This window comes from Pseudomonas agronomica (assembly GCF_025917275.1).
GTDB classification, from domain to species: domain Bacteria; phylum Pseudomonadota; class Gammaproteobacteria; order Pseudomonadales; family Pseudomonadaceae; genus Aquipseudomonas; species Aquipseudomonas agronomica.
This window is the reverse complement of the sequence record NZ_JAOSHO010000329.1, coordinates 1-5,868: the sequence shown is the minus strand read 5'-3', so window position 1 is coordinate 5,868 and position 5,868 is coordinate 1. Positions and strand designations below refer to the sequence as shown.

General features: G+C 58.6%; 7 protein-coding genes. 3 read left to right on the top strand and 4 right to left on the bottom strand.

The features are described 5' to 3' along the window. Nucleotides 1-53: 53 nt before the first annotated feature. A complete protein-coding gene (gene purU / locus OC610_RS19755; protein ID WP_072389895.1) occupies nucleotides 54-911 on the top strand; it encodes a formyltetrahydrofolate deformylase in 858 nt (285 codons plus the stop codon). A gap of 206 nt (nucleotides 912-1,117) precedes the next feature. Next, on the top strand, nucleotides 1,118-2,317 hold the full coding sequence (gene fdhA / locus OC610_RS19750) for a formaldehyde dehydrogenase, glutathione-independent (RefSeq protein ID WP_003206297.1): 1,200 nt from the start codon (nucleotides 1,118-1,120) through the stop codon (nucleotides 2,315-2,317). Nucleotides 2,318-2,394: 77 nt separating this feature from the next. On the opposite strand, the gene OC610_RS19745 is transcribed toward fdhA, so the two are convergent. From OC610_RS19745 to OC610_RS19735, 3 genes are all read right to left on the bottom strand, one after another. Further along, complete coding sequence (locus tag OC610_RS19745) at nucleotides 2,395-2,748, bottom strand: hypothetical protein (protein WP_264430057.1); 354 nt, start codon at nucleotides 2,746-2,748, stop codon at nucleotides 2,395-2,397. Nucleotides 2,749-2,866: 118 nt separating this feature from the next. Further along, nucleotides 2,867-3,445, bottom strand: coding sequence for a hypothetical protein (locus OC610_RS19740; protein ID WP_264430054.1), 579 nt, complete (start codon nucleotides 3,443-3,445; stop codon nucleotides 2,867-2,869). A 93-nt stretch (nucleotides 3,446-3,538) separates the two neighbouring features. Continuing rightward, nucleotides 3,539-3,967, bottom strand: a complete 429-nt coding sequence (locus OC610_RS19735; protein WP_264430052.1) for a DUF3757 domain-containing protein — start codon at nucleotides 3,965-3,967, stop codon at nucleotides 3,539-3,541. A 308-nt stretch (nucleotides 3,968-4,275) separates the two neighbouring features. Between OC610_RS19735 and OC610_RS19730 the strand changes: the two genes are divergently transcribed. After that, a complete protein-coding gene (locus OC610_RS19730) occupies nucleotides 4,276-4,845 on the top strand; it encodes a DUF2780 domain-containing protein (protein WP_264430050.1) in 570 nt (189 codons plus the stop codon). Here OC610_RS19730 and OC610_RS19725 read toward each other — a convergent pair whose 3' ends face one another. Beyond that, entirely contained in the window at nucleotides 4,846-5,733 is an 888-nt protein-coding gene (locus tag OC610_RS19725) for an acyltransferase (protein WP_264430048.1), read from the bottom strand. Between the last annotated feature and the right edge of the window lie 135 nt (nucleotides 5,734-5,868).

Sequence of the window (5,868 nt, the reverse complement as noted above, 5' to 3'; positions counted from 1 at the left end):
CCTCGCCACGGGGTTCTGCGTCGCTTCGTTAATTTTGAGCAGGAGTCACCGCAATGAGCCGCGCCCCGGATACATGGATTCTCACCGCCGACTGCCCCAGCGTGCTCGGCACGGTGGACGCGGTGACCCGCTTCCTGTTCGAGCAGGGCTGCTACGTCACCGAACACCATTCCTTCGACGACCGGCTCTCGGCGCGCTTCTTCATTCGCGTGGAGTTTCGTCAGCCTGACGGCTTCGACGAACAGAGCTTCCGCGCCGGCCTGGCCGAGCGGGCGCAAGCCTTCGGCATGGTCTTCGAACTCACGCCGCCCAACTACCGGCCCAAAGTGGTGATCATGGTCTCCAAGGCCGATCACTGCCTCAACGACCTGCTTTATCGCCAGCGCATCGGTCAGCTATCCATGGACGTGGTGGCCGTGGTCTCCAACCACCCCGACCTCAAGCCGCTGGCCGACTGGCACCAGATTCCCTACTACCATTTCCCCCTGGACCCGAACGACAAACCGGCCCAGGAGCGGCAGGTGTGGCAGGTGATCGAAGACACCGGCGCCGAACTGGTGATCCTTGCCCGCTACATGCAAGTGCTGTCGCCGGAGTTGTGCCGCAAGCTCGATGGCAAGGCGATCAACATCCATCACTCGCTGCTGCCGGGCTTCAAGGGCGCCAAGCCGTATCACCAAGCCTATAACAAAGGCGTGAAGCTGGTGGGCGCCACGGCGCACTACATCAACAACGACCTGGACGAAGGCCCGATCATCGCCCAGGGCGTGGAGGTGGTGGACCACAGCCACTATCCCGAAGACCTGATCGCCAAGGGTCGGGACATCGAAGGGCTGACGTTGGCCCGGGCGGTGGGGTATCACATCGAGCGAAGGGTGTTCCTGAACGCCAATCGCACGGTCGTTCTTTAGGCCGACATCGCGAGCAAGCTCGCTCCCACAGGATTTGTGCCGGTATACAAATATTAGTTACACCAGAAATCCTTGTGGGAACGAGCTTGCTCGCGATGAGGCCCTTACAGACGACAAAGAAACAAGCCACAAGCACTAACCCGAGCAATCAACGCGCTGCCTGCCTGGGCAACGCAGTTTCATAAAAACAACAGCGAGGTGAAAGCATGTCCGGTAATCGTGGTGTCGTGTATCTCGGCAACGGCAAGGTCGAAGTACAGAAAATCGACTATCCCAAAATGCAGGACCCGCGCGGCAGGAAGATCGAGCACGGCGTCATCCTGCGCGTGGTTTCCACCAACATCTGCGGCTCCGACCAACACATGGTGCGCGGCCGTACCACCGCCCAGACCGGCCTGGTCCTGGGACACGAGATCACCGGTGAAGTGATCGAGAAGGGCAGTGACGTCGAGAACCTGAAAATCGGCGACCTGGTGTCGGTACCGTTCAACGTGGCTTGCGGGCGCTGCCGTTCCTGCAAGGAACAACACACCGGTGTGTGCCTGACCGTCAACCCGGCTCGTGCCGGCGGTGCCTACGGTTATGTGGACATGGGCGACTGGACCGGTGGCCAGGCCGAATACGTGCTGGTGCCATACGCCGATTTCAACCTGTTGAAACTGCCGGACCGCGACAAGGCCATGGAGAAAATCCGTGACCTGACCTGCCTGTCCGACATCCTGCCCACCGGCTACCACGGTGCCGTCACTGCCGGCGTTGGCCCTGGCAGCACCGTCTACATCGCTGGTGCCGGTCCGGTTGGTCTGGCAGCCGCTGCCTCCGCTCGCCTGTTGGGCGCGGCCGTGGTCATCATCGGCGACGTCAACCCGGTTCGCCTGGCCCACGCCAAGGCCCAGGGTTTCGAAATTGCCGACCTGTCCCAGGACACCCCGCTGCACGAACAGATCGCTGCCTTGCTGGGCGAGCCTGAAGTCGATTGCGCCGTCGACGCGGTCGGCTTCGAAGCCCGCGGTCACGGCCATGACGGCGTCAAGCACGAAGCCCCGGCCACCGTGCTCAACTCGCTGATGGGCGTGGTCCGCGTGGCCGGCAAGATCGGCATCCCCGGCCTCTACGTTACCGAAGATCCGGGCGCGGTCGATGCCGCTGCGAAAATGGGCAGCCTGAGCATCCGCTTCGGCCTGGGTTGGGCCAAGTCCCATAGCTTCCACACCGGCCAGACCCCCGTGATGAAGTACAACCGCCAACTGATGCAGGCGATCATGTGGGACCGCATCAACATCGCCGAAATCGTCGGCGTGCAGGTGATCAGCCTGGACGACGCACCGAAGGGTTACGGCGAGTTCGACGCGGGCGTGCCGAAGAAGTTTGTAATTGACCCGCATAAGTTGTTCAGTGCGGCGTAAGGCGTTAGCCAAGACGGAAAAAGGGCGACAGTAATGTCGCCCTTTTTTTTCGCTTGCAGATGATTAACAAAATCCAGTCACTGGGTTTTATACAGTTTTAGCTGTCGAGAATAAGCGATATCTCCATATTGGTCTTTCTGCGGATCACCCTCGTACAAGCAAGCATTATCCGGGCCTGGCGCCGGCGTTTTTAATGTCAAGTTGTAGTTCAGGATATCCTCATCGTTGCGCACGTATTGCCCTTTCCACCGACTTCCGTCTGGATCATCGGCTGTATAGGCGTAGCCTTCATTATTAGGTGGCGGGGCGTTGATAGGTATGGGGGTGGATTTTATGGCGGTCACGAGTGGGCAGGTGGCTGCGTCTGCAGCGTGAGCAAGGCCTAATACACCCACAACGGGAAACACGAAAGCTAACAAGACTTTGTTCATTGCCCATACTCCTTGTTTAGTCGAGCCTAGATAGTTATGGATTGGCTCGGCCTGGGCTACTGTCAGAGTTGACAGTGAGTTAGATGAATTCGAAATAGCCTTTTTTTAAGAATGGCGGTCAATTTCTAAGGGCTGTCGCCGCCCCGATCCGTTCGCAGAACTCAGGATAAAATCCCCGGGCACTAGGGCCACGGCAATAATCTTGGGCTCGGGTCAAGGCCCCCCGGCTGAACACCATGCTTCGCGGCATGCTGGCGAAGGTCACGTAGCCGCCCTGTTGCGTCTTGATGGCGTCAAAACCCTGCATGTCGTAGACCAGCTCCACGTCATCATCGGCAAGCATGCGCGCCTTGATCGTGACTTGCGTGTATTGCTTGCCGCCGGGCGCGCTATTGAGTGCGGCCAGGCCATGGCCCACTACGCGCAGCATGTGGTCAACCCAAGGTTCTGAGTCTTGCGCGGCAGCGTCTGGACGGTAGAGCACGGTCAGGGATTGCTGGTCGCGAATCACTTCGGCCAGGGCCGGGTCCGAGCGTTTGATGCGATGTTCAACCGTCAGCCAGGACTTCTGTTCATCGCTGATGTCGTCGGCGATATCCGGATTCAGGGGACCGCGTTGGCATTCATTGACGCCCAGGACGATGAGCATGCCTGTCAGGATGACGGCGAGGGTGGCACCGCCGATTTGTACGTTCATGGGCGAACTCTGTAAGAAGGTACCGCACTTTACGGTAACCGCGCCGGGAAGGGCAGGCTGGAAGTTGAAACAGGTAGGCCATCGCACCCAGGCCTAATCAAAGTTGACTTGGAAATAATCGGAAGTTATCAATTGGCACTGCTTGACGTCCTGGTTGTTGCAGGTGTTATCCAGCCACGCAGAGTAGGCCGGTTCTTGAACGCTCGAATATTCGAGTATCAAGTTTATTTCGCCGTATCTGCATGTGATGGTCGTATGCGTGGGAAGTCCCTCGTCATTGTCTTCAACATGCAATGCATAATCAGCACCCTTGAACGACAGCGATTGTGGGTCAACTGCATCCACAAGGGATTGGCTCTGCCACTCGAACTCACTGTGTTCGCCGACAAAATAGATGTCTTCTACCGCTTCGATATTCCGATGTATGTCTGCGGCGGCAGGGCAGGTTATTTCACCCGCATGAACCTGGCCGATAATCAGCGATAATAACGCGGTGCTGCCGGTCCATAAGATTTTTAACATCGCGCGCCTCCTGGCTCGGTCCGTGGCCATTATTGTGGCTGTTTCCGGGGCGGGCTACTGTCAGAGTTGACAGGTCGTCATGTCAATTTTGAATTATGTATGAATATTTAACAGCTAATTGCTCCGGTTATGAGCTGTTTAAGTTAAAAGCTAAAATTTTCCGAATTGTCTGTAGGAAGTTTCTGAAGGTGCTGTTGAAGCTTATTTAAGTTTGATGATGGAACAATTCACCTATGCCCCAGTCCAACCCTCGGTTTTCGCGCCGCTTCCTACGAAGCGGCTTTTTAATGGCAAGAGGGTATGTCCGGATGAAGGTTTCACACGGTTTTGCACTGTCTTGCCTGCTGTCGCTGGTGGCCAGCCCGGTCTTTGCGCAGTTCAGCCTCGGTGATGCGGCCAATATGATCTCGGCCATCCAGGGCGACGAGCAGGAGGGCGCCGTGGCCGCCGCGCCGAAAGCGGCCGGGCTGCTCAATTCGCTGGGCTCGGAGCTCGATATAACCCCTGAGCAGGCCATTGGTGGAGCCGGAGCAATGCTGGGGTTGGCGAAGAATCGCCTCAGCGAGCCGCAGTTTTCCGAGTTGAGCAAAAGCGTGCCGGGGCTGGACCAGATTGCCGGCAACAGCGCCATTGGCGGGCTCAACGGATTGGGCGGCTTGCTGGGCGGCGGGTCGGATAAGAATGCCTTGCTCGACGGCCTGCTGGGGAACGTCAAGGACACCAACGACCTGAACAATGCCTTCGGCGCCCTGGGCATGGACAGCGGCATGATTGGCCAATTCGCCCCGATTATCCTGCAATACCTCGGTCAGCAAGGCGTAGCCAGTTCCTTGTTGCAGAACCTGGGCGGTATCTGGGGAAGCGGCGCCGGTCTCTGATCAGTCGCGTTCGTTGCGCAACGCGGCAATGCGCAGGTCTTTCTCGGCCCAGAGCTGGTTGACCCAATCCTGGACGTGCTGGCGAAAAACCGGGTCGTTTTCGTAGTCGCCTTGCCACAACTTGGGGTCCAGCTCGCGGGTCTTGATGTCGATGATGACCCGGGGCACGGCACCGCTGATCAAGTCCCGGAAACCGGGAATTCGTTGCTGCGGATACACCACCGTCACGTCGAGCACCGCGTCCAGTTGCTCACCCATCGCCGCGAGCACGAACGCCACGCCGCCGGCCTTGGGCTTGAGCAGGTGGGTGAAGGGCGATTGCTGCGCCTGGCTTTTTGCCAGGGTGAAACGGGTGCCTTCGAGGTAGTTCACCACAGTGACCGGCTGACGCTTGAACAGTTCGCAGGCGGCCTTGGTGATTTCCAGGTCCCGGCCGGCCAGTTCTGGGTTCTTCGCCAGGAAGGCCTTGGTGTAGCGCTTCATGAAGGGGTAATCCAACGCCCACCAGGCCAACCCCAGGAAGGGCACCCAGATCAGTTCTTTCTTGAGGAAGAACTTGAAGAACGGCGTGCGCCGGTTGAGGGTCTGGACGAGGGCAGGGATGTCGACCCAGGATTGGTGGTTGCTGATCACCAGGTAAGAGGTATCGCCGCGCAGCCCTTCGCCACCGCGAATGTCCCAGCGGGTGGGAATGCACAGGGCGAAGATCAATTTGTCGATTTCAGCCCAGGTCTCGGCGATCCACATGACCGCCCACGAGGCGTAGTCACGAAAGCGCCCAGGCAGGATCAGCTTGAGCAATGCGAACACCATGAGCGGCCCGAACAGCACCAGGGTGTTGAGCAACAGCAACAGGGTGACAAGACAGCCGGTGAGCAGGCGGCGCATAGATGACTCTTGCAAACGGGTGGGCGGGCCATGATAAGCAGCTTCGCGCGGCAGGCCAAATCGGCTTGGACGAAAGTTTCACCTTGGCTAGGGTAGGTTGGGAGCGCTTTTGTGTAGGAGCTGCCGAAGGCTGCG